The 22,133-nt window shown below is 60.5% G+C and carries 23 protein-coding genes; all 23 read left to right on the forward strand.

The features are described 5' to 3' along the window. Window positions 1-55: 55 nt before the first annotated feature. The 23 genes from lysA (at window position 56) to ACUM6F_RS09560 (ending at window position 22,113) form a co-directional block, all read left to right on the forward strand. Window positions 56-1,375, forward strand: coding sequence for a diaminopimelate decarboxylase (lysA, locus tag ACUM6F_RS09450; protein ID WP_445349060.1), 1,320 nt, complete (start codon window positions 56-58; stop codon window positions 1,373-1,375). Between the two features lie 46 nt (window positions 1,376-1,421). Continuing rightward, window positions 1,422-4,058, forward strand: a complete 2,637-nt coding sequence (locus tag ACUM6F_RS09455) for a CBS domain-containing protein (protein ID WP_445349061.1) — start codon at window positions 1,422-1,424, stop codon at window positions 4,056-4,058. Window position 4,059: 1 nt separating this feature from the next. Continuing rightward, entirely contained in the window at window positions 4,060-4,680 is a 621-nt protein-coding gene (locus ACUM6F_RS09460; protein ID WP_445349062.1) for a site-2 protease family protein, read from the forward strand. Window positions 4,681-4,723: 43 nt separating this feature from the next. After that, complete coding sequence (gene trpS, locus ACUM6F_RS09465; protein WP_426377547.1) at window positions 4,724-5,698, forward strand: tryptophan--tRNA ligase; 975 nt, start codon at window positions 4,724-4,726, stop codon at window positions 5,696-5,698. Between the two features lie 29 nt (window positions 5,699-5,727). Beyond that, window positions 5,728-6,333 (forward strand): DUF2953 domain-containing protein, encoded by a 606-nt coding sequence (locus ACUM6F_RS09470; RefSeq protein ID WP_445349063.1) that lies wholly within the window; start codon window positions 5,728-5,730, stop codon window positions 6,331-6,333. Between the two features lie 8 nt (window positions 6,334-6,341). Next, window positions 6,342-6,785 (forward strand): GerW family sporulation protein, encoded by a 444-nt coding sequence (gene ytfJ, locus ACUM6F_RS09475; protein ID WP_445349064.1) that lies wholly within the window; start codon window positions 6,342-6,344, stop codon window positions 6,783-6,785. A 159-nt stretch (window positions 6,786-6,944) separates the two neighbouring features. Beyond that, a complete protein-coding gene (locus ACUM6F_RS09480) occupies window positions 6,945-7,553 on the forward strand; it encodes a nucleoside recognition domain-containing protein (RefSeq protein WP_445349065.1) in 609 nt (202 codons plus the stop codon). Next, on the forward strand, window positions 7,547-8,080 hold the full coding sequence (locus ACUM6F_RS09485; RefSeq protein ID WP_425621721.1) for a spore maturation protein: 534 nt from the start codon (window positions 7,547-7,549) through the stop codon (window positions 8,078-8,080). The genes ACUM6F_RS09480 and ACUM6F_RS09485 overlap by 7 nt, the downstream gene beginning before the upstream one ends. Before the next feature lie 17 nt (window positions 8,081-8,097). Further along, window positions 8,098-8,826 carry a pseudouridine synthase gene (locus ACUM6F_RS09490; protein ID WP_425621722.1) on the forward strand — a complete coding sequence of 243 codons (729 nt, stop codon included), beginning with the start codon at window positions 8,098-8,100 and terminating at the stop codon, window positions 8,824-8,826. A 91-nt stretch (window positions 8,827-8,917) separates the two neighbouring features. Next, complete coding sequence (locus ACUM6F_RS09495; protein WP_425621723.1) at window positions 8,918-9,379, forward strand: hypothetical protein; 462 nt, start codon at window positions 8,918-8,920, stop codon at window positions 9,377-9,379. Window positions 9,380-9,398: 19 nt separating this feature from the next. Further along, window positions 9,399-9,767 (forward strand): chorismate mutase, encoded by a 369-nt coding sequence (aroH, locus tag ACUM6F_RS09500; protein WP_445349066.1) that lies wholly within the window; start codon window positions 9,399-9,401, stop codon window positions 9,765-9,767. 75 nt (window positions 9,768-9,842) lie between these two features. Beyond that, window positions 9,843-10,895 carry an HD-GYP domain-containing protein gene (locus ACUM6F_RS09505; RefSeq protein ID WP_445349067.1) on the forward strand — a complete coding sequence of 351 codons (1,053 nt, stop codon included), beginning with the start codon at window positions 9,843-9,845 and terminating at the stop codon, window positions 10,893-10,895. A gap of 348 nt (window positions 10,896-11,243) precedes the next feature. Beyond that, window positions 11,244-12,338 carry a histidinol-phosphate transaminase gene (gene hisC / locus ACUM6F_RS09510; RefSeq protein ID WP_445349068.1) on the forward strand — a complete coding sequence of 365 codons (1,095 nt, stop codon included), beginning with the start codon at window positions 11,244-11,246 and terminating at the stop codon, window positions 12,336-12,338. Window positions 12,339-12,340: 2 nt separating this feature from the next. Further along, entirely contained in the window at window positions 12,341-13,357 is a 1,017-nt protein-coding gene (aroF, locus tag ACUM6F_RS09515; protein ID WP_425621727.1) for a 3-deoxy-7-phosphoheptulonate synthase, read from the forward strand. A 115-nt stretch (window positions 13,358-13,472) separates the two neighbouring features. Continuing rightward, on the forward strand, window positions 13,473-14,573 hold the full coding sequence (locus ACUM6F_RS09520; RefSeq protein WP_425621728.1) for a prephenate dehydrogenase/arogenate dehydrogenase family protein: 1,101 nt from the start codon (window positions 13,473-13,475) through the stop codon (window positions 14,571-14,573). A gap of 20 nt (window positions 14,574-14,593) precedes the next feature. Further along, window positions 14,594-15,877 carry a 3-phosphoshikimate 1-carboxyvinyltransferase gene (gene aroA, locus ACUM6F_RS09525; protein ID WP_425621729.1) on the forward strand — a complete coding sequence of 428 codons (1,284 nt, stop codon included), beginning with the start codon at window positions 14,594-14,596 and terminating at the stop codon, window positions 15,875-15,877. Window positions 15,878-15,989: 112 nt separating this feature from the next. Beyond that, window positions 15,990-16,655, forward strand: a complete 666-nt coding sequence (gene cmk / locus ACUM6F_RS09530) for a (d)CMP kinase (protein ID WP_425622126.1) — start codon at window positions 15,990-15,992, stop codon at window positions 16,653-16,655. Beyond that, the gene (locus ACUM6F_RS09535; protein ID WP_445349069.1) at window positions 16,652-17,233 is read left to right on the forward strand and encodes a lysophospholipid acyltransferase family protein; all 582 of its coding nucleotides are present in this window, start codon (window positions 16,652-16,654) and stop codon (window positions 17,231-17,233) included. The genes cmk and ACUM6F_RS09535 overlap by 4 nt, the downstream gene beginning before the upstream one ends. Before the next feature lie 7 nt (window positions 17,234-17,240). Then, window positions 17,241-19,214 (forward strand): bifunctional 4-hydroxy-3-methylbut-2-enyl diphosphate reductase/30S ribosomal protein S1, encoded by a 1,974-nt coding sequence (locus ACUM6F_RS09540; protein ID WP_425621731.1) that lies wholly within the window; start codon window positions 17,241-17,243, stop codon window positions 19,212-19,214. A gap of 128 nt (window positions 19,215-19,342) precedes the next feature. Next, window positions 19,343-20,056: a DUF1614 domain-containing protein gene (locus tag ACUM6F_RS09545; protein WP_425621732.1), complete on the forward strand. Its 714-nt coding sequence runs from the start codon at window positions 19,343-19,345 to the stop codon at window positions 20,054-20,056. Next, window positions 20,043-21,191 (forward strand): stage II sporulation protein P, encoded by a 1,149-nt coding sequence (gene spoIIP / locus ACUM6F_RS09550; protein ID WP_425621733.1) that lies wholly within the window; start codon window positions 20,043-20,045, stop codon window positions 21,189-21,191. Before ACUM6F_RS09545 ends, spoIIP begins: the two co-directional genes overlap by 14 nt. Window positions 21,192-21,212: 21 nt before the next feature. Then, window positions 21,213-21,689 (forward strand): DUF3189 family protein, encoded by a 477-nt coding sequence (locus tag ACUM6F_RS09555; RefSeq protein ID WP_425621734.1) that lies wholly within the window; start codon window positions 21,213-21,215, stop codon window positions 21,687-21,689. Continuing rightward, window positions 21,667-22,113: a hypothetical protein gene (locus ACUM6F_RS09560; protein WP_445349070.1), complete on the forward strand. Its 447-nt coding sequence runs from the start codon at window positions 21,667-21,669 to the stop codon at window positions 22,111-22,113. Before ACUM6F_RS09555 ends, ACUM6F_RS09560 begins: the two co-directional genes overlap by 23 nt. Window positions 22,114-22,133: the final 20 nt, after the last annotated feature.

Consider the following 22,133-nt stretch of genomic DNA (forward strand, 5'->3'; position numbering starts at 1 on the left):
TTCCGGCCTCAGACCGCACCGGCTCCGGAGGCATTATTTAGGAGGGCTTGCCACTATGCGTCTTCACGGCACCATGCGCGTCAACGAGAAGGGGCATTTGGAGGTGGGGGGCTGCGACGCCGTCGACCTTGCCCGCACTTTCGGAACACCCCTCTACGTTATCGACGAAAAGGGTTTTCGCGACAACTGCCGCGCCTATAAGGAAGCCTTCGCCCCCGTAGACTCCGACGTGGCCTATGCGGGGAAGACGCTTTTAACTACGGCGATCTGCCGGATCATCGCCGAGGAAGGCTTGAGCCTGGACGTGGTTTCCGGCGGGGAGTTGTACACCGCCAAGCAGGCCGGCTTTCCTATGTCACGCGTCTACTTCCACGGCAACAACAAGTCCCCGCAGGAGATCAGGATGGGCATCGAGGCGGGAGTGCACAGGTTCGTCGTCGACAGCTTTACGGAAATCGGCCTTTTAAACGGCCTGGCCGCCGAAGCGGGGAAGACGGTGGACGTTCTGCTCCGCCTGACGCCCGGGGTGGAAGCCCACACCCACGAATACATCAAGACCGGGCAGATTGACTCCAAGTTCGGCCTGGTGATCGCTAACGGCCAGGCCATGGAAGCCGCCAGGCAGATCCTGAACGCTTCCAGCCTGCGGCTCCGCGGCTTTCACTGTCACATCGGTTCGCAGATTTTTGAGCTTCAGGCATTTGCCGACGCCGCCCGGATCATGCTCGCGTTCGCCGGGGAGGTATGCCGCCAAACAGGCTACGTCCTAGAGGAACTCAACCTCGGCGGCGGGCTCGGCATCTACTACGCCGAAGGGGACGAGCCGCCCGGGGTCGCCGACCTGGCGCGGACGATCATCGAGGCCGCCGGACAGGCCGTTCGCGACCATGACCTGCCCTTGCCCCGGCTGATCGTCGAACCCGGCCGTTCGATCGCCGGGACACCCGGCCTTACCCTGTATACCGTCGGCGTCACAAAGGAAATCCCCGGCGTGCGCACTTACGTTTCCGTCGACGGCGGCATGGTCGACAACCCACGCCCCGCGCTCTACCAGGCCCGTTATGAGGCCTACCCGGCCAACAAGATGACCCGGGAAACCCGCATGACGGTATCGGTCGCCGGAAAATGCTGCGAATCGGGCGATATGCTGATCTGGAACCTTGAAGTCCCGGAAATCCAGCCTGGGGACATCCTCGCCGTCACCTGCACCGGCGCTTACAACTACTCGATGGCCTCCAATTACAACCGCCTGCCGCGGCCCGCGATGGTCCTCGTCAGGGACGGGACGGCGGAACTCATCGTGCGGCGGGAAAGTCTCAGCGACCTGGTACGCAACGATGTCGTCCCGGCCCGGCTGCGCGCGGGAATAGACTGACCAGCGGCGTCTCCGGACGATCAATCCTAATTCTTTAATTAACGGGATGGCAATGATCGTAATCACCACACACGTTAACACCGACCTCGATGGTCTTGCCGCCATGGTTGCGGCCCGGAAGCTATACCCCGACGCCGAGCTTGTGCTGCCGGGAAAGCTCGCCCTCAACGTAGAGGAGTTTGTCGCCCTGCACCGCGACATCCTCGAATTCAAAACCCCCAAAGAGGTTAACCTTGACACGGTCAGCACGCTGGTCCTTGTCGACACAAAAAACGCCGGCCGGATAGCGAAACTCGGCGCCCTCGCCGGGAAACCGGGCGTGCAGGTCCACATCTACGACCACCATCCCCGCGCGGAGGGCGACATCCGCGGTTCGGTCGAGATCATCGAACCGCTCGGCGCCGCCACCACCATCCTGGTGGAAAAACTCCAGGAGCGGCAGATAGCCCTCTCGCCCTTCGAGGCCACGGTCCTAGCCCTCGGCATTTACGAAGACACGGGATGCCTGGTCTTCAACAGCACCACTTCGCGGGACGCCGAGGCCGTCGCCTTCCTGATCAAGCACGGGGCCAACCTGGCGGTGGTCGCCGAGTACCTGGGCAAGCCCCTCAGCGAAGAACAGCAGGGCTTGCTGCGCGACCTGCTCCTCTCGGCCCAGCGTTACCTGTTCAACGGCATCAAGGTCCTCGTCACGCAAACCCGTGTGAACGAATTTATCAGCGGCCTGGCTTTGCTGACCCATAAACTCGGCGAGATCGAACGCACCGATGCCGTTTTCTGCGTCGTAGAAATGGATGACCGGGTGCACATCGTAGGCCGGTCGTCGGTTCAGGAGATCAACGTACGGGCTGTCCTGGAGCACTTTGGCGGCGGCGGCCATCCGGCGGCCGCCTCGGCTACCGTCAAATTCCAGGAACTGGACAACGTTGTCTCCGAATTGATCGAGACCCTGAAAATCCACGTCCGGCCCCCGCTTACGGCGGCCGACATCATGAGCAGCCCGGTTAAGTCGGTGCCGGTCGACACCAGGATTGAGGACGCCAACCAGGTTATGCTGCGCTACGGGCATACCGGCCTTCCCGTCGTTCAGGAAGGAAGCCTGGTCGGCGTGATTTCGCGGCGAGACGTAGAAAAAGCGGTCCGCCACGGGCTGGCCCACGCCCCGGTCAAGGCTTTTATGGCCCGTAACGTCCTGACGGTCGCCCCCAACACCCCCGTTACCGAGATTCAAGCCATCATGGTGGAAAACAACATCGGCCGGCTGCCCGTCGTCGTCGACGGGGGGGTCCTCGTGGGCATCGTTTCCCGTACCGACGTGCTGAAAACCCTGCACAAGTCGTTCCAGCCCCGCTACCAGACGCTATACCAGGCGCCGCGCGCCGAAATCCTGGCTCGCAACCTGGCTGACATCCTGCGTAAGAACCTGTCCGAGGACGTTTTCAAAATCGTTGTCGAAGCGGGCCGTGTCGCAGACACTCTTAACTGCAGGGTCTACCTTACCGGAGGCATGATCCGCGACGCCATCCTGGGCCGTCCGAACCGGGACTTCGACTTCGTGATCGAGAGCTGCGACTGTGACACCCTGGCCAACGCTCTGGCCCGGCATTTCGGCGGCAAGGCCAAGGTGGCCGAGAAAGGCCGGAAGACCCTTGTCTATCTTCCGCGGGGCCCTCGCCTGGACATTACCAGGGCCCAGCAGGATTTCCGCGAATTCGGGGTCGGCGGTGCGGGGGCGGAGCAATCGCCCCTCCGCCATGAGCTTTACAGGCGCGACTTCACCATCAACGCTGTTGCCGTGGTCCTCAACGAGGAAGGCTTCGGCGACGTCGTCGATTTCTTCGGCGGATTGGAGGATATCCGCAACGGGCTCATCCGGGCCCTGCACAACTTGAGCTTTATCGAAGACCCGGTCAGGATCCTGCGCGCCATACGCTATGAGCAGCGGTACCACTTCAACCTGGAACGGCAGACCCAGGCCCTTATTCGCGAGGCCCTCAACGACAGGGTGCTGCAAACCGTGCCCGACGAGCGCCTCTGGCCCGAGCTGAAGCGCATGCTCGGACGCGAACACACCCCCCGAATTTTGAGCCGGTTTGCCCAGACCAACATCTGGCCGCACCTCTTTCCGTCCGTCGTCTACTGGGAGGTGCAGCCCGTCATCGGCCGCATCCCTCGCGCCATCGGGACCCTGAACGACTGGCAGATACCGCCTCCGCCCGAGCTGTGGCTCGTCTATTTCACGGCGATACTCCACTGGAGCAGCCCCCAGGCCGTTTCGGAGATCTGCCAGCGCTACAAGCTGGGAACCCGGCAAACCGAAAAGGTCTTCCAGGCGCTGAACTGTTGGCGCGAAGCACTGAGCATTTTCGCGGCGCCGAGGGCGTCCGCTCTCGAACTGGCCCGGACCGCGCTGCAGATGCCGCGGGAGGCGTATCCCCTCGTGCTGGCGATGCTGGACGACGAAAGCCTCCGGCTGCGGTTCAGGGATGCCTTTCGTTTCCTCAAGGAACATAAACCATCCATTACTGGTAAAGATATTAGGAGGCTGGGCTACCGGCCCGGACCGGACTTTCGCAGGGCCCTGCACGCTGTCTGGCAAGCACGTATGGCAGGTCAAATCCAAACGAAAAACGAAGAGATCAATCATGCCGTCCGGGTACTGGAAGAACTGGGGAGCGGATAAGATGGACTTTCTGGACTTAAACCGTCTCTTGCTGATTGCTCCCGGGTTTATCGCCGGCATCGTCCTGCACGAGGTGGCCCACGGCTACGTCGCCGACAGGCTGGGCGACCCCACGGCCAGGCTGGAGGGGCGCCTGACCCTGAACCCCATACCGCACATCGATCCGGTCGGACTGATCTTTCTTCTTGTAGCCAAGGTGGGGTGGGCCAAGCCGGTACCGGTAAACCCTTACAACTTCCGCGGCAACATTAAACAGGGACTGCTGCTGGTCGCCCTTGCCGGGCCGGCGACGAACCTGCTGGTCGCCCTGGCGTCGGCCATGATCTGGGCTGTTCTCGGAGCGCCGTCGACGCTGCTGGGAGATATTTTGCAATGGACGATCCACATCAACGTCGTCCTGGCCTTTTTGAATCTGATCCCCGTGCCCCCCCTTGACGGGTCCAAGATCCTGGCGGGAATTCTGCCCGGCAGGCAGAGCTGGCTCTACTCCCTTGAACAGTACGGTATCCTGTTGCTGATCGTCCTGTTTGTTACGGGAGCGGCCTGGGATTTCATCAATTTCTTTTACCATCCGACCATTTCGGCGCTTTTCCGCCTCGTGGACATTATCGTGGGAGCTTAGAATCGTAGAGGGCCTATCGTTACCGGGAAGAGGGTGGAGAGAAGTGAGAATTGTAAGCGGGATGCGGCCGACAGGCAAACTGCACCTGGGACACTTGAGCGTCCTGGAAAACTGGGTTCGCCTGCAAAAGGAGCATGAGTGCTTCTATTTCGCCGCCGACTGGCACGCGCTGAGCACCGTATTTGACGACCCGTCAACCATCAAGCAAAACACCCGCGAGATGATCGCCGACTGGCTGGCCGCCGGCATTAACCCCGAACGCAGCACCATTTTCATCCAGTCCAAGGTTCCCGAGCACGCTGAACTGCATCTTGTTTTTTCAATGATTACGCCTTTGAGCTGGCTCGAACGGGTGCCCACTTACAAAGACCAGGTCCAGCAACTGGGTGCGCAGGGCAAAGATATTAACACCTACGGCTTCCTGGGATACCCGCTGCTCCAGGCGGCGGACATCCTCGTGCACAGGGGCGAGGCCGTCCCGGTGGGACAGGACCAGCTCCCGCACCTGGAACTCACCCGCGAGGTGGCCCGGCGATTCAACCACCTTTTCGGCGGCGTTTTCCCCGAACCCAAGGCCATCGTGGCCGAAACGCCGCTCCTACCGGGGATTGACGGGCGGAAGATGAGCAAGAGCTACGGCAACGTGATTATGATCAGCGCCGAGGCCGACGAAGTGGACAGGCTGACACGGATGATGGTGACCGATCCGGCGCGCATTCGCAAAACCGATCCCGGCCATCCCGACGTCTGCACGGTCTACGCGTTCCACGGCCTGTACAGTCCCGCGCGGAGGCCGGAGATAGAGGAGGAATGCAAGGCCGGAAGGATCGGCTGCGTGGCGTGCAAAAAAGAACTCACGGCCGCCTTGAACGCCGCGCTCGACCCCGTCCGCGAGCGTCGCCGGCAGCTGCTGTCCAGGCCGGGCTACCTTGATGAAATCCTGGCAGACGGCTGCGATCGCGCCAAAAAAGAAGCGCGTAAGACAATGTCGCTGGTGCGGGATGCGCTGCAGGTTTAATTCTGCTCCGGGGAGGCAAACCTCTTCGAATGTTCTGGCTGATCGTTGGCATAGCCGCTGCCACCCTGCTGCTTCTCGTCGTAACGTCCTTTATCGGCGTCCGGTTCTCTTATAAGCGCTCCGGTGACGACGACCGCTTTTACCTGACCGTGTCCTGGCTGGGGATACGTTTATACGCCCTGGACATCTCTTTCCTTGATCTGCTGTCACGCGGGCCGAAGCCAACCATCAGGGTGAAGTCGGACTCCAACACCCCCGCCACCGTTTCCGACAGAGGCCTTAGGGAAATCCCCCTGCCCGAGGCGCTGGCCAGGTGGTGGCCCTGGTTTGTGCGCCTAAAAGGACCGGCTTTTTATATCCTTACAAGGCTCAACGTGGAGGAACTCAACTGGTTTACCCGCTTGGGCACGGGTCAGGCCGCGCAGACCGGTATCCTGTCGGGTTTTGCCTGGACCGCCAAGAGCGTTTTCTTTAAATTCGCGGCCGGCGTGGTCCGCTTCGACCGGCAGCCCCGTTTCGCCGTCTACTCCGATTTCGTCCAGCCCGCCTTCGCCACGAACGTTGACTGTATACTCAGGGTCAGGGTCGGCCATATTATGATTGCAGCGCTTAAGGCTCTGCGCTTAAGGAGGTAGGTAAGACCGTGACGGAGCAGCACCCCATCCAGGGCCTGATGCAGACGGCTATGGAGAGCATCAAGGAAATGGTCGACGTTAACACGGTGATCGGCGATCCGGTAGAAACGCCCGACGGAACGATCATCATCCCCATCTCCCGGGTGGCCCTCGGTTTCGCGGCAGGCGGCAGCGAGTTTGACATGACCAAGCAGTCCGAGCAAAAAGACCAGAAGGAGCAGGCCCAGTTCCCCTTCGGCGGGGGCAGCGGGGCGGGCGTTTCGGTCTCCCCTGTCGGGTTTCTGGTGGTTGGACAGGGACAGGTGCGGCTGCTTCCCATAGATTCCAACGTCATTGCCGATCGTCTGATCGATCTTGCCCCTCATGTACTGGAACGATTGGACAAGTACTTCAAGAAGAGGGAAGACCAGACGGAGGAGTACATATCAAAAGAGCAGACGCCGACGCTATAACAAAGGTATGCCTGACCGCAGGGGGAAATGGAACCGCTTCCCCTGTTCTTTTTGGCATCTATCCCGACGGCTGACGACAGATGACTGACGAGCGAATCACCAAGTTCTACCCCTTGTCCCGCCGACATAATTTACTTTAAGCGGCAAGCGGGACAAGGGGTGATCGCCTTGGTGAACTACGTCTGGCTGGCTTTAATTCTGCTTGGCATAGGCACGGCGGCGGTCAGGGGGGACATAAACGTCGTGACCACGGCCGCCCTGGAAGGCGCCCAGACCGCCGTCAAAACGGCCTTAAACCTCGTAGCCATTATTGCTTTCTGGCTCGGCGTAATGAAGATCGCCGAGAAGGCCGGGTTAATAACGGCACTCGCTCACCTGGTCAAGCCCCTGATGGGTTTTCTTTTTCCCAGCCTGCCCAGGGACCACCCCGCGGTCGGGGCCATCATCATGAACTTGAGCGCCAACATCCTGGGGCTGGGAAACGCGGCCACCCCGATGGGCCTGATCGCCATGAAAGAGATGCAGAGGCTCAACCCCCGGCCTGATACCGCTTCGGAGGCGATGTGCACCTTCCTGGCGCTGAACACGGCCTGTATCACCCTGATTCCCTCGACCATCGTCGGGATACGCGCCATTTACCAGAGCAGCGATCCGGCCGGGGTCGTCGGCCCGACGATCTTCGCCACTTCCTGCGGGATGGCCGCCGCCGTCATCGCCGATTTTATCTTCCGCCGCCTTTACAACCGGAAGGGTGGGCGGTTATGCTAAGCCTAATCGGAGACGTCTCCCAGTGGGCCATTCCGGGATTCCTCGTCCTGGTTCTCGTCACCGGCGTGATCCGCCGGGTACCTGTTTTCGAAACCTTTGTCGAGGGCGCGGAGCAGGGCTTTGAGGTGGCCGTCAAGATCATTCCTTTCCTGGTCGCGATGATCGTGGCGATCAGCATTTTCCGAGCTTCGGGCGCCATGGAGATGGTCGCCGACGCACTGGCCCCGATTTTCGCATTCATCGGCGCGCCGCCGGACATCCTGCCCCACGCGATTATGCGCCCCCTTTCCGGCGGAGCGGCCCTTGGGATAGCCACGGAACTGATCAAGGAACACGGCCCCGACAGCTTTGTGGGCTACCTTGTCTCCACGATGCAAGGGTCCACCGACACGACTTTTTACGTGCTGACGCTGTACTTCGGCTCCGTGGGGATCACGCGCTACCGCTACGCCGTATGGTCCGGCCTGCTGGCCGATTTTACCACGCTCATCGCCTCAATCTATGTTGTCAACCTGATGTTCAACTGACGGAAGAAGGCGGCAATTTGACCGGGGAACGCCTGCAGAAAATCCTGGCCCGAGCCGGTCTCGGCTCACGTCGCAAATGCGAGGAATTGATCAGGAGCGGCGCCGTCAAGGTTAACGGGCGTGTCGTTACCGAATTGGGAACGCGCATTGACCCGCAAAAAGACAAGGTGACGGTCAACGAGCGGCCGATCGAACCCGAAGAAAAGGTTTACATAGCATTATACAAGCCGCCCGGTTACGTGACCACCCTTTTTGACCCCCAGCGGCGGCGTACCGTAAAGGACCTGGTGGAAGACATCCCCCAACGCGTCTATCCGGTGGGGCGTCTGGACTACGACACGGAAGGCCTGCTCCTGATGACCAATGACGGAGCCCTGGCTTACGCCCTGACCCATCCGAAGCATCACGTCCCCAAAACGTACGTGGCAACCGTTACCGGTAAACCGGACCCTTCCGCGCTCAAACAGCTTGCCCGCGGCGTCCGTCTTTCCGACGGTCCCACGGCGCCGGCGCGGGTACGGCTGCTGAAGCCGGGAAGCCTGGAGTCTGTAGTGGAAATCACCATCCACGAGGGACGGAACCGCCAAGTCAGAAGAATGTGCGAGGCTGTGGGACATCCCGTCCGCGCCCTGCGCAGAGTCCGATTCGGGAACATCGAACTCGGCGGCCTGGAGCCCGGCCGCTACCGCAAATTGACAAAAACCGAGCTGAAAAGACTAAGAATGCTCAGTGGTTTGCCAAACTAGCAGGATTACCGAAAGCAGAGAAGAATAGGAAAATTTTGAAGCATCTTTGAAACCCGTGTTGCGCTACAACTTCTGCAGGAGGTAAGTCCCTGTGGCTAGATTCCAAACTGAGCAAGGGCTCGTCGAGGGCGCTATTCGCGTTAAAATCAGGCTCGATTTTAAGGGTGTTTCGCGGCCCGGTCGGTTTTTTCTGGGTGCTAAATCAACCGAGAAGGTAGCGGAGGAAATCCGGGAACAGCAGATCGCGCTCTTCCGCAACGTGCCGCTCCAGGGTGTCGTTATCGAAGACATCAACCTCGGCGGCGAGATCTACACCGTGTACGACGACGCGGCCGGAACGGAAGTAGCCTTTGCGCCGGTGGAACTGGTGGTCGCCGTGGATAGCCTGGAGGACATCGTCCGCTTCGCCGCCCGCGAGGAATTCCGCAGGATCGAAGTCCTGGAACCCGGCAGACTGATCCTCTCGAAGTTCGAGATCGAGCGCCTGCTATTCAGGATCAACGAGGAAATCAAGAGCGTAAAATCGTGGATGGAACGCAAATACAGCCGCTAAATACCGGGAGGTCTTGCCTGTGAGCCCTGTCCGAGGAATCCGTGGAGCGATAACGGTCAACGAGAATACCGCCGAAGAAATCATTCGCGCGACGATGCGCCTGTTGGAGGAAATGGTCAGGGCCAACAGCATTGACGTCAATGACATCGCCAGTATATTTCTTACCATGACCCCTGACCTCAACGCCGAATTTCCCGCTCTGGCAGCGCGCAAGTTGGGTTGGACCAACGTGCCTCTCCTGGGCGCCACCGAGATCGCCCATCCGACCGCGATAGGGAAGTGCATCAGGGTGCTCGTGCACGTCAACACGGACAAGTCACAGGCCGAGTTAAGGCATCTTTATCTCGACGGGGCCGCCCGGTTGCGCCCGGATCTTTTGATGCCTTAAGATAATGCCTTAAGGCGATAAAGTGGTTGAGGTGTCGTTTTGCGGAAGGTTGCCGTACAAAACCTCGTCTCGGGCATGAAGGTCGGGCAGCCGGTACTTGGCCCGCACATGGAGCCTTACCTTCAGGCAGGAGTCGTTTTGAATGATCGCATCATATCCCGCCTTGTGATCCTGGGCATCCCCTCTGTTGTCATTGATGACGGTTTCCTTAATGATACCGATATACCCAGCGCCGTCTCGGTTGAGACGCGCGCTGAAGCCGCCAACCGCGTCAGGGAGCTGTTTGACGCCCCCGATTATGATCGACCGGTCCCGACGGCGCCGCTTGGCGCAACGGTCAACAATATCATCGACGAGATTTTGTCCAACGCCTCCGGAACCTCTTCAGCCCTGAACATCATGGACATCCGGGCCGAGGACGAGTATCTCTATTACCATTCGGTAAACGTCTGCGTTCTAAGCGTTCTGACCGGGATAACCCTGGGATACAAACGCCGCAAGCTTTTCGAGCTGGGAATGGGGGCCTTGTTTCACGATATAGGAAAAAGGCGCATCCCTTCCTCGATCTTGAACAAGCCCGGTCCGCTGACCAAAGAGGAATATGCCATCGTCAAACAGCATACGGTGTTCGCCAAGGAGCTGCTGGCCGACAACCCGTCTGCGGCCGAGATCGCCTACAGCCACCATGAGCGCTGCAACGGCGAGGGATACCCGTTGGGATTGAAGGCCCCGCATATCAGTCCCATGGCCCAGATTGCGGGCATGGCCGACATTTTCGACGCCCTGACCGCCGACCGTGTTTACCGCAAAGGCGTGCCGGCGCACCAGGCTTTCGAGATGCTGGCGGCGGCGGGGGATTACTGGTTTGATTACGACTTGCTCCTGGCTTTTCTGTATAACATTCCGGCTTACCCCTCAGGAAGCATCGTCGAACTCTCGTGCGGAGAAATCGGCGTCGTGATCGGTACCCCCAAAGGACACTCGGCCTTTCCCGAGGTGAAAATCATCCTTGACCCCGACAAGAAACGGCGTCAAAAACCGGTAATCTTGTCCACACTGAAACACAACATCGCCGTGTTGCGCCTTCTGGAGCAAGAGGAGATAGGCCGGCTTGGCCTGATGCCCTAACCTTAAGTTTAAATGCTTGACATTTTTGCGCGCGGCATGCTATGGTGTCACTTAACTAAATAAAAGACGAGGTTAGACGAGTCGAGTTGAGATTTCTCGAGATTTTTGATGAAGCTTAGCAGAGCTGGTCTGGTAATGGCCGGTAACTGTACTGAGTGCCGGTCATTTCCATTTTGACGCGGCCCGATGCGGCATCCGGACAATCTTGGGGTCGAATACGACAGCTTCTTCATATAAGTCAGTTTTAGATGACGAATTTGCGCGCCGGGTCATTGCCTAGGCCCTGAGCCCTGTGATAGTATTGGTCAATAATGATGGGCTTGGCAAAAACGGGGAGGTCATCAGGGAATGCTGGACAGCTTAATCAAAAGCAATATCGGGAGCCTGGCGGTATACAAGCCCGGGAAACCGATCGAAGAGGTGCAAAGGGAATTGGGGCTGGAGCGCGTTATCAAGCTGGCCTCAAACGAAAACCCCCTCGGCCCGTCTCCGCGTGCGGTCGAAGCCGTGTCCCGGGCTATCGGGGAGGTCCACCGGTATCCCGACGGGAGCGCTTACCGGTTGAAGAGGGCCCTTGCCGCTGCGCTGGACGTCGAACCGGAGGCCGTTCTCCTGGCCAACGGTTCCAACGAGGTCGTCCAGCAGCTCTCGCTGGCGGTTCTGGACGAGGGCGACGAGGCGGTTATGCCCGTTCCGAGCTTCCCGCGCTACGAGCCGCTGGCACGCCTCATGAAGGCCGAGCCCGTGGAAGTGCCGTTAACCGATTACCGCCTCGACCTGGAGGCCATGGCCACCCGGATCTCCCCGCGCACGAAGATCGTCTACATCTGCAACCCCAACAACCCGACAGGCACGATCGTGCGCAAGGACGAATTCGAGACCTTCCTTGACAAGCTGCCCCCCAGGGTTCTCGTGGTCATGGACGAAGCCTATTTCGAATACGTCGACGACCCGCTCTATCCCGACGGCCTCGATTATTTCCGCCGCGGCAGGAACGTCGTCGTTTTGCGCACCTTTTCCAAGATCTACGGCTTGGCCGGCCTGCGCGTGGGTTATGCTATCGGTAGCCCGGACCTGATCGCCTACCTGGAACGGGTGCGGGAACCGTTTAACGTGAATGCCCTCGCCCAGACCGCGGCGCTGGCGGCCCTCGGCGACCGCGAATTTGTCAGGCGCTCCCAGGACCTCGCGCGAGAAGGGAAACGTTTTCTGTACAGCGCATTCACGTCCCGGGGCATCTCCTACGTGCCGTCCGAGGCGAACTTCATCTTTTTTGACGCGGGCCGTCCCGAACAGGAGGTCTTCCGGCGCATGCTCAGGCGCGGGGTCATCGTCAGGGGAGGCTTCGGGTACCCGACGATGCTGCGGGTGACCATCGGGACACCGGATGAAAACGCGGTTTTTATAGAAGCTCTTGACGGGACTTTAAGGGAGGATTTCTGATAATGGTAATCGTAATGCGGCACAATGCTACCGAAGAAGAAATCAGCCAAGTGATGGCGAAGCTCGAGCAAAAGGGTTTCAAGGTCCACCTCTCCAAGGGGGTTGAGCGCACTATCATCGGGGTTATTGGCGATGAGACGGGTCTTGCGGACATCGCACTCGGGGCGCTGCCGGGCGTGGAGGCCGTCGTTCCGATCCTGCAGCCGTACAAGCTGGCCAGCCGCATCATGAACGAGGCCGGCACCATCATCAGAGTCGGCGACGTTGAGATCGGCGGCCAGGCCGTGCAGGTGATGGCCGGGCCGTGCGCCGTGGAAAGCAGGGAGCAGCTCCTTAAAGCGGCCGAGATCGTCAGCCGGGCGGGGGCCAAGATCCTCCGCGGCGGAGCGTTCAAGCCGAGGACATCCCCGTATTCCTTCCAGGGGCTCGGCGAGGAAGGACTCAAGATTCTGGCTGAGGCTCGGGAACGGTTCGGGCTTAAAATCGTCACCGAGGTTATGGATATCCGCAACCTGGAGGTTGTGGCGAAGTACGCTGACATTATTCAGATCGGTACCCGCAACATGCAAAACTTCAACTTGTTGCGTGAGTTGGGCGGCATCCCCAAACCGGTCCTCCTCAAGAGAGGCCTGTCCGCCACGATTGAGGAGTGGCTGATGGCGGCGGAGTACATCCTGGCGTCGGGCAACACCCAGGTGATCCTGTGCGAGCGCGGCATCCGGAGCTTTGACACGTACACCCGCAACACCCTGGACCTGACCGCGGTGCCCATCGTGAAGTACCTGTCGCACCTGCCGATAGTCGTCGATCCCAGCCACGGCATCGGCCGGTGGCGCTTCGTCGCCCCGATGTGCTGCAGCGCCGTCGCCGCCGGGGCCGACGGGCTGCTCGTCGAAATGCACCCGAACCCGGCCGAGGCTCTTTGCGACGGGGCTCAGTCTCTCAACCCCGAAAAATTCATGACGATGATGCGCGACGTCAGGAACGTGGCTGAAGCGGTGGGCCGTTTTGTTCCTTAGGCGTAACGACGGGCTTGACGTAGTCAATCCTTGATCCCTCTTCGGACCCCCTTTGCTGCGTCACTAGCGGCACTGTGCGGGTTCCGTTTGTTTTTGTGAGCGGGAGGTGCTGTTTATGTTCGATAGAGTGGGCATTATCGGTGTCGGTTTGATCGGCGGTTCGCTGGGAATGGGTATCGTGCAGCGCGGGCTCAGCCGCGAGGTCGTGGGCATCGGCCGCAACCCGGAAAACCTGCGCGAAGCCGAGCGGATGGGGGCGGTTACCCGCACGGCCGCCTCGCTGGCCGAGGGCGTGCGCGGGGCCGACCTGGTGATCGTCGCCACGCCCGTTACCTCCATCATCAAGTCCGTCCGTGAGGTCGTCCCTCACCTTACCCCCGGGACCATCGTCACCGACGTGGGGAGCACCAAACAGCAGATCGTGGAGCAGGCGGAAGCGGTAATGCCCGACGGCGCCTTTTTTGTCGGCGGGCACCCGATGGCCGGTTCCGAAGCGGCCGGCGTACGCTTCGCCGACCGGTACCTTTTTGAAGGCGCCTACTACGTGCTCACACCCACTCCCAGGACTTCGCCGTCGGCCCTGAGGGTGGTGGGGGAACTCGCCAGGGCCGTCGGCGCAAAACCGATCGAGATGTCCCCGGCCGCCCACGATTTTGCGGTGGCGGCCATCAGCCACCTGCCCCACATGGCGGCCGTGGCGCTGGTCAACGCGGTGGGGTCGATGCCCGGCTCGAAGGAGATCTTCTCCCTGGCCGCAGGGGGGTTCCGGGACACCACGCGCGTGGCCGCCGGGAACCCCGAGGTCTGGCGGGACATCTTGGCTACGAACAGCGCCATGCTCCGGGCGGCGATGGCCCACTTCAGGAAAGAGCTGGACCGGATCGACGATCTCCTGGAAGCGGGCGATTTGCAAGGCCTGCAGGCACTGCTGCAGGACGCCCGCGAGCTGAGGAAAGCGGTGCCTTCCAAAGCCAAAGGGTTTCTTCACGACCTTTTCAACCTGCTCATCAACATCCCGGACCGTCCCGGAAGCATCGCGGAGGTGGCCTCGGTCCTCGCCGCCGACGGCTTGAACATCTCGGACCTTGAAATCCTGCGGGTCAGGGAAGGCGAGGGCGGCACCGTGCGGCTTTCCTTTGCCAGCCGCGAGGCCAGGGATGCGGCGCGGGAGATACTGAAACACGCCGGCATCAAGGTGGTATCGCACAACGGTTAAACGTCAGGAGGCGTTTGCAGATGCTTAAAACGCGACGATCGGGACCCCTGAAGGGTGTCCTGCGCCCCCCGGGGGACAAATCCATTTCGCACAGGGCGGCGATTATCGGGGCCCTGGCGCACGGCACCACGCGCATCCATAACTTCCTGGAGGGCGAGGACTGCCTGTCCACGCTTCGCTGCCTGCAAAAACTCGGAGTGCGGATTGAAGGGCCCGACAACGGCAGCGTCGTCGTTCACGGCCTCGGGCCGGATGGCTGGCGCGAGCCGTCCGACGTCCTGGACGCCGGCAACTCCGGAACGACGATGCGCCTGCTCTGCGGGGTTCTGGCCGGCCAACCCTTCTTCAGCGTCCTGACCGGAGACGAGTCGCTCAGGCGGCGCCCCATGGCCCGCGTCATCAACCCCCTTGGCGAAATGGGCGCCCGCATCCTGGCGCGTGACAACAACAGGTTCCCCCCGCTGGCCATTTCCGGGCGCCGTTTAAAAGGCATATCGTACCGCCTGCCCGTGGCCAGCGCCCAGGTCAAATCGGCCATCCTGCTGGCGGGCTTGAACGCCGAAGGCGTTACCGAAGTCATCGAGCCGGTGCCTTCGCGTGACCATACGGAGAGGATGCTGGCTTCCTTCGGAGCGGAAATCACCCGCGAGAGACAGGCGATCCGGCTGCGGCCCGGCAGGCTCGCAGCGCGCGATGTCACGGTTCCCGGAGACATTTCCTCGGCGGCCTTTTTCATAGTGGCCGCGACGATCGTCCCGGGAAGTGACGTGACCCTTCTGGACGTCGGGGTGAACCCCACGCGCGACGGTATAATCCAGGTGCTCAGGGAAATGGGCGCCGATATCGAAACCCTGCGCCCGGACGAGTCGGGCGGCGAACCGAGGGCCGACATCCGCGTCCGCAGCGCCCCGCTTAAAGGGGTGACTATCGCCGGCGCCATCATTCCGCGGCTGATCGACGAGATCCCGGTGCTGGCCCTTGCGGCCGCCTGCGCCCGGGGCGAAACGGTCATCCGGGATGCCGCCGAACTGAAGGTCAAAGAGTCCAACCGCCTGGCGGCCATCGCCAGAGAACTGGGGAGGCTGGGGGCGCGCGTGCGGGAAACCGAAGACGGTTTGATAATCGCCGGAGGCTGGTCTTTGCGCGGGGCGGCCTGTGAAAGCCACGGAGACCATCGCATCGCCATGATGGCGGCGGTTGCCGGCCTTGTGGCCGAGGGCGTCACGGAGGTCGCCGACGGTGAGTGCGCGGCCGTTTCCTATCCGGGCTTCGCCGCTGCATTAAATATGCTGACCGAAGAATAATACTGCCCAACAGGCCCGTTCGTTGTCCCATTTGCATTTATATAGAGGAAAAATCGCAGTTTTGTCGAAGTTGTTGCCCAATGATCGCGAGGGAGGACTTTCGCCCCTGGTGATGCGGAACGTAGTCGCCATCGACGGCCCGGCCGGAGCCGGCAAAAGTACCGTCGCCAAGCTGCTTGCCCGCCGGCTCGGGTTCCTTTACATCGATACGGGGGCCATGTACCGCGCCGTTACGCTCAAGGCGCTGCGCGAAGGCGTCCCGTCAACCGAAGACGAGGCCGTAGGGTCCCTGGCGGGAAAAGTTAGCATTGATCTTGTCTCTTCGGGAAACGGGCTGCGCGTTTTCCTCGACGGGGAAGACGTGACCGAGGAAATCCGTTCGCCGGAAGTGTCGCGGCACGTTTCATACGTGGCGCGCATTTATGCGGTCAGGAAACGGCTGACGACGCTCCAGCGCGAAATGGCGCGTAGCGGCGGGGTCGTCATGGAAGGCCGGGACATCGGAACCTGCGTTCTGCCCGAGGCCGACCACAAGTTTTTCGTTACGGCTTCGGTCCGTGAACGGGCAAGGAGAAGGCAGGGCGACCTGCGGCGCCAGGGCCACGACATCGATCTCGAAACACTCGTGCAAGAAATCGAAAAGCGGGATTTTATCGACAGCACCCGCGAGGTGGCTCCCCTGAAACCCGCGCCCGACGCCAAAGTCATCGACACGACCGGGAAGACCGTGGAGGAAGTCGTCAACCTTCTTGCCACGGAGGTGCTGAAACGCCAATGATCTACCGCTTTGCCTGGCTCCTTTGCCGGGCAATCCTTTTGATCTTGCGTCGGTGGGACGTCAGGGGGGGAGACAGGGTTCCCGCAACGGGCGGGCTGATTGTCACCGCCAACCATACGAGCTACTGGGATCCAATCATTGTAGGGTGCGCGCTGCGCAGAAAAGTCCACTACATGGCCAAGGCCGAACTTTTTTCGTTCCCCGTGTTCGGCCGGCTTTTGTCCGCGCTGGCGGCTTTCCCGGTACGCCGCGAAGGGATAGACAGGGCGGCCCTGAAAAAGGCCCGGGAGGTGCTGGCCGCAGGCGAGGTTCTCGGTATCTTCCCGGAGGGAACCCGGAGCCGGACGGGAGAACTTCTCAAGCCCCATCTGGGCGCCGCACTTCTGGCTTTTAAAACCGGTGTTCCCATTCTCCCGGTCTCCGTCGTCGGCGCGTCCGGCTTTGGCAAGGTCCGCGTCCGCATCGGCAATCCGGTGTATCCCCCGGCGGTAAAGGACAAGCCGGGCAAGGAGCAAATGGAGGCGTACCTCGACCAGGTTATGCAAGACATCAGGTCCTTGATGAATGAGATGAGGTAGTGAAGCAATGGAGGTCAAGCTGGCCGCCAAGGCTGGTTTTTGCTTCGGTGTGCGCAGAGCCATCGAGCTGGCCCTTAAGACGGCGCGTGAAGGAAAACAGCCGATTTATTCGTTGGGCCCCTTGATTCACAATCCCCAGGTCGTGCAGTACCTGCAAGACCGGGGTATTAACGTGATCGAGAACGTAAACGAGGCTTCGGAAGGAACGTTGATCATCCGTTCCCACGGCGTAGACCCGAGCGTGCTCTCCGAAGCGGAAGGCCTCGGCATGACGGTTGTGGACGCCACCTGCCCGTTCGTCCGGCGCGCGCAGCAGCTTGCCTCGGACCTGACCGCTTCCGGGTATCAGGTCGTCGTGGTCGGCGACAGACATCATCCGGAGGTACGCGGGATTGTGGGATGGACAGGCGGGAAGGCCATGGTCGTCGAAAACCCCGATGAAGCGCGGGACCTGCCGGTCTTCCCCAGGGTCGGCGTCGTCGCCCAGACCACCCAGCCCCAGGACAATTTTGAGGCCGTGGTCAAGGTTTTGCGCCAAAAGATGGGCGACGTAGCGGTTTCCAACACTATTTGCAATGCTGTTGCCGAACGGCAGAAGGCCGTTCTTGAGCTGGCCAAGGAAGTCCAGGTGATGGTTGTTGTGGGCGGGGCCGACAGCGCGAACACCAACAAGCTTACGAATCTATGTCGGAAGACCGGGACACCAACCTATCAGATTGAGACCGCCGACCAGCTTGACCCCCGTTGGTTCCGTAACGTAGAGATCGCGGGGCTTACGGCGGGGGCATCCACACCGGATTGGATTATCGAGGAGGTTGAACAACGGATGCGAGAGATGGAAGAAATGACGAATCCAGAAGACGAGATGCAGTCGATGCAGGTCAAATCTCTCAGAGGAGGGGAAATTGTCAGGGGCGTTGTGGTATACGTAGGCCAGGATGAAGTCCTGGTCGACGTGGGCGCCAAATCGGAAGGCGTGATTCCGCTTCGTGAGTTGTCCTGCTGTGAAGTCACCTCCCCACAGGACATCGTCCAGGTGGGAGATGAGATAGATGTTTGGGTGGTAAAGGCAGAGGACAATGAGGGAAGAATCATTCTCTCGAAAAACCGCGCTGACGCCGTCAAGGCCTGGGAACGACTCGAACAGGCCTTCCAAAACGAGGAACCTGTTGAAGGGATGGTCCGCGAAGTAGTCAAGGGCGGCCTGCTGGTCGACCTCGGGGTAAGGGCTTTTCTGCCTGCTTCCCAGGCCGACAGGGGGTTCGTCGAAAACCTGGCCCAGTTCGTGGGCCGGAAGGTAAGGGCCAAGATCATCGAGCTCAACCGCAGCCGCAAAAAGGTCATCCTTTCCCGCAAGGCCGTTCTGGAAACCGAGTATGCGGAAAAACGCAAACGCACCCTGGAAAGCATTCAGGAGGGTGACGTCGTCCGCGGCACGGTGCGCCGGCTGACGGAATTCGGGGCTTTCGTCGACATCGGCGGGCTGGACGGGCTTTTGCACATTTCGGAGATCTCCTGGCACCGCATCAATCACCCTTCGGAAGTGCTCAACGTCGGCGACGAGGTCGAAGTTAAGGTCCTGCGGGTCGACAGGGAAAGCGAGAAGGTCTCCTTGAGCCTGAAACAGGTCCTTCCCAACCCCTGGGATACCGTGGCCGAGAAATACCCGGAAGGTTCCATCGTTAAAGCCAGGGTGGTCCGGCTGGTCCCGTTCGGCACGTTCGTGGAACTCGAACCCGGCGTCGAAGGTCTCATCCACATCTCCCACCTCGCCGAATGGCACGTGGCCAAACCGGAAGACGTGGTCCAGGAAGGACAGGAAATCAACGTTAAGGTCTTAAGCGTTGACCAGGAGTCCAAGCGGATCCGTCTTTCGTTGCGCGAAGCGGCGGGGCGGGAGTTCGCCGATATGCCGGAAAACAGGGATGAGGGAACGACCATCGGCGACGCGGTGGGGGACAAGCTGACCCAGGAAGAGTAGGCGAAAAAGAAATAGAAAAAACTTTTTAGAGCAGGGCGGCCTTTTCAGGCCGCCCCTTAAATTTGCATTAATTCCTGCTCCGTAGGAGAACCTAGCATTAATATTTGCAAAGCGAAGGAGCAGGTGATATGGACAGGCTTCCAATCGGCGTTATTATCCTGATCGTTGTTTCCGTGCTGATCTACCTTGGTTTGCTGCACCGCGTCCTGGACAGGATGAGGCTTACCGACCGCGCCGCGCTATTGATTCTCGGCGCCATGGTGGTCGGCAGCCTCATCGACATCCCGATTCCGCTGGGACGCAACACGGTCGCCCTTAACGTGGGCGGCGGCATCGTCCCCGTGGCCCTGGCCGGCTATCTGCTCTACCGTGCCGACGAGACGGCGGAAAGAACGCGGGCCCTTTTAGGAGCCCTGCTTACCGGCGCAGTCGTATACGGGGTGGGAACCTTCGTGATGACCGGTTTGCCCGAGCCTGCAGGCCGGTACGACTTCATCGACATCATCTACCTGTATCCCATTGTGGCCGCCATCATCGCTTACGCCGTGGGACGCTCGCGGAGGGCCTCCTTTGTGGCGGCCATCCTGGGGGTGCTCCTGGCTGACATTTTTCAGTGGACCAGGCTCGCCGCGACGCGCACCCCGGGGAGCATACACATCGGCGGCGCCGGAGCCTTCGACGTTATCGTCATCTCTGGTCTGCTGGCGGTGCTCCTCGCCGAGGTAGTCGGGGAAATCAGGGAACGGATACAAGGGGGGCCGCGTTCAGAAGGCCGTAGTAAAGCTACGCTGGACGCTCTTAAAACCCCTGGAGAGGGAGGTCAAAGGGATGAAGACCGCTAAACTGGGGATTTTAGTCGCTTGCCTGATCTGTGCGGGAACTATCCTTGCTTATTACAGTTCTCCCGAGAACCTGCCCGCATGGGCGCCCCTCAACCTGACGCAGGAACTGGACCATATGACCGCAGGCGAATACTCTACGGTCGTCGACAAAGACGGGCGCCTTGTTACCAAGCTTGCCCGTCATGTTTACAAGGGCGACGAAATCATCCGCGGAAACGGCGAGCAGTACCGCATCGTTTCGGTCAAGGGGAATCTCGCCAAAGCCGAGATGGTAGGCATTGACCGCGACCTGCTGGCCTACATGGAATACTTTGACCGGTATGCCCTGCCGGCCCAGGCCCAAACAAACCGTTCCAGGGCCATCGGCATCTACCACACCCACAGCGACGAATCCTATGTCCCGACAGACGGAACCGAGTCCAAACCCGGTAATGGCGGCATTTTCCGGGTCGGAACCGCCCTGGCCTCGTCACTGCGGGATCAAGGTGTAAGGGCCGACCACAGCTTCGCCACCCACGAACCCCACGACGCCCAGTCTTACGTGCGGTCCCGCAAGACCGTCGTCGAGCTTATGAAGCGCAACCCCGCCGCCCTGATCGACGTACACCGGGACGGCGTTCCCGACGCCAGCTTTTACCGGCGGACGGTTAACGGCCGGCAAATCAGCCAGCTCAGACTCGTAATCGGTAGCCAGAACCCCAACATGAATGCCAATAAAGACTTCGCCAGGCGTCTGATGGCTTTTGCAAACAAAACCCATCCAAATTTAGTCAAGGAAGTCTTCATCGGCAGAGGTAACTATAACCAGGACCTGATGCCGACCGCGATTCTGGTCGAGGCCGGAACCCATACGGTATCCAGGCAGGAGGCCGAGGACGGCATCACCCTGCTGGCCGACGCCATTCCCACCGTCCTCGGTGTGAGCCCGGGCGTGACCCCGCGGGCGGGAACGTCACCGGGGGTCTGGACGGCGCTGCTATGGATCCTGGCTATTACGGTGGTGGGCGCCGGCGTCTTCCTTGTTGTCAGCGCCGGCGGCGTAAAGCAGGCTCAGGAAAAACTGGGCCAGTTCTTCAGCAAGGAAATCGGGCTCAAGCTGAACAACCGGAAGGAGGGCGGCGAGGGAGAACGATAGCTCTGCAAAGGGGTAACGCAATTGAAGATCCTTTATCATTGTTTTGGCGGCACTCATTCCTCCGTTCTCGCCGCAGCCCTGCACCTTCGTCTCTTGGACCCCCGCCGCCGACCCTCGGACAGTGAACTGAAGACCCTGCCCTTTTTTGACAAACGGGCAGGGTCTGATTATGGAAGAATCGCCTTTTACGGGCGCGATGAACAGGGGCGTGAAATCTGGATCCTGGGTCGCCTGGGCTACGCCAGGGTAACTGAAGGTGTGTTTAGCAGCTTGCTCCACGCCTTGATCGAAAACGGTCGTCAGCTGCTGGTCGACACCACGCCCATTCTGAACTGGCAGATGCGGGTCGGCGGCTATCTTTCCAGGCGGGCGCGGTGGAAGCGCATCGGCTTTTTTTTAATCGCCCAAGGCACCAGAAAAGCCTACCCCCGCCTGGTGCAGCTGGTAAAACAGGCTGAGGAGGAAATAGACAGGATTGAAGGCCTTACTGTACGTTGACGACACACCCCTTGCCGCTCTGGCCGCCCTTAACGAAACGGACAGCGGTGCATCGGCGCGGAACCCGGCGGCGTTTGATTTCCTGTCCAGCCCGCAGGATTGCCGCCGGGTCGGCCGGAGCCGGGAGGGGCTGCCGATCTTCGCCTTGTGGTATCCTGCGTCGCAGGTCTTCCTGACCCGTATCGTTAAAAGCTTTTGCATCATGCACGACATCCCGCACGGCGACGTTATAACCGTACCGCTCCGGCGGAACAGCCTATTCATACGTTTGGTGACCTGGCTTTACCGGCACCGCCTGAACCGCCTGGCCAAAAACCTGTTGTCCCTTACCTGGCCGAGAGCCGGACGGGACCTCGTCGCCCACTTCCAGCTTCCCGCATCGCCCCTCCGGCAGGGATTGGACAACCGGCGTCGAAAACGGTGAAAAATGGCAGCTTAAGGAGG

The organism is Desulforudis sp. DRI-14 (genome assembly GCF_052618305.1).